The sequence below is a fragment of the Salipiger marinus genome (assembly GCF_900100085.1).
GTDB classification, from domain to species: Bacteria; Pseudomonadota; Alphaproteobacteria; order Rhodobacterales; family Rhodobacteraceae; genus Salipiger; species Salipiger marinus.
The window spans coordinates 1-1,695 of sequence record NZ_FNEJ01000089.1 but is presented as its reverse complement, the minus strand read 5'-3'; the positions used below and the strand labels follow the sequence as shown (position 1 = coordinate 1,695).

Annotated in this window: 1 protein-coding gene; it reads right to left on the bottom strand. The window is 61.6% G+C overall.

Annotated elements, in window-relative coordinates; genetic code table 11:
- Positions 1-316 precede the first annotated feature (316 nt).
- Positions 317-1,258 carry a YihY/virulence factor BrkB family protein gene (locus BLR51_RS26990; RefSeq protein WP_089852611.1) on the bottom strand — a complete coding sequence of 314 codons (942 nt, stop codon included), beginning with the start codon at positions 1,256-1,258 and terminating at the stop codon, positions 317-319.
- Positions 1,259-1,695 lie beyond the last annotated feature (437 nt).

The following is a 1,695-nucleotide window of genomic DNA, read 5'->3' as shown; positions in this document are numbered from 1 at the left end:
ATCGGCAACAAGCTGGTGCCCAGAAGCCGGCAAGAACGGCTTCAACCCGCCTCCAGCGCGCCGCCGAGCCGGCTCGGCGAATAATGCGGGATCAACACAGCCCTTACTGCCCGGTTGAGCGGGTTCCATGCAGCAGCGTGGCTGGTCTCTACGATGCCACTTTCCGCTCCGTCCGCAGACGGCTGACCTTCACCTGATCTTCGATGCTGCACAAGGCACGAATGGCCGCTTCGGTGAAGCTGCACCGCAGCATCAAGGGGTGTCGCGACCGGCAGGTGAGGGCCGGTCCTCAAGGTTCATCGCGATTGGCCGACACCTACGGTCGGCCGCGCAGCGCTCGCGACAGGCGGCGAATGCGGATCGCCCGGTTGAGCTCTCCGCCGAAGATGAGAACCAAAGCTGCCAAGTACGTGAAATAGAGTGCTGCAATGATCCCCGCGAGCCCCCCATAGTAGCTTGCGTAGGCGGCAAAATGCGCGAGGTAGAAAGAGAAGGCGGCGGTCAGCACGATCCATGAGATGACCGTGAACAGGACGCCGGGATAGATTGATGAAAAGCGCGTGCGACGGGCCGGCAGGAGGACATGGGCCAGGAACAGGGATGCAACAAGGATGAGCGCAGCCGACGGGTAGCGCACGAGGCTCACCGTCACGGAGGCCGGATCGAAACCGGGAAACAGGATGTGAAGCCATGAGCCCGCGCGCGGGGCGAGGACAAGCAGATAGCCGACCAGCACCAGAACCATGCTGGCGATCACGACCATCAGAGCCATCAACGGATAAAGCACATACCACGGGCGGGTCTCGCGCACCCCGTAGGCCCGGTTGAGGCCCACCCGGATGCCATCGACGCCGCCGAGTGCGAACCAGATGGTCAAAAGGATACCCAACGACAGGACACCACCGCGCTGGATCGTCATCACCTGGCGGACCTCTGACACGATGGGTTCGATCAGCGTCTCCGGCACGATGGCGATGAGAAACGAGATCAGATCTTCGGCCATGCTTTGATTGCCGACAAAGGCGGTCAACGAAGAGGTGAAGATCAGGAACGGGAAGACGGCCATGAGCACGCGGAAGGCGACGTTTCCGGCCAGCCCGAACGCATCATCGCTCCACAGCCGCAAACCGCCCTCGCGGAAGATCGCCCATACCGCGCGCCAGCCCGTGCCGTGCAGCAAGACTTCCGGGTTGGCGGTGACGATGCCGTGGGTGATGACGGCATCGCGACCTGCTTCGGTCGGCAGACGTTCAGCCATTCAGTCTCTTTCGTTGCGCTGATGTCTTAACTAGCTCGCTGGTGGCGGGCGGACCAGAACGCTAGACCTCTCACTTCACGGATTTCGAGATAACCTTTGTCCTGATCAGCTGACGGGGCGCTGCAGGGTCACCCTGCGCTTGCTTTAGACCGTCAGCTTCGGGCTGCCTCCAGCCAGGTGCTGATCCAAGCGTAAAAGGCAGCTCTGGTCCGTTCGCGAAGCGCAGCATGTCGCTGCAGGTGCAAACTCGGCGGAGAACGTCTCAGTCAATTTGGGCTCGGAACGGACCTTCGCCGCGCTTCTTGTCAAAGACCGCTCAGCGGACGGAACTGACGTTGAACCGTAAGCATCCGGCGAGAGCCGCGGGATTTGGCGTTGATCAAGATGATCTGCCGTTGGCTGGAGTTTTCCGTGGTCTTGGGGCCCATTTCTTGGCG

Excerpts from the sequence above, each read along its gene's own strand:
- BLR51_RS26990 (WP_089852611.1), bottom strand. The coding sequence starts at position 1,258 with ATGGCTGAACGTCTGCCGACCGAAGCAGGTCGCGATGCCGTCATCACC.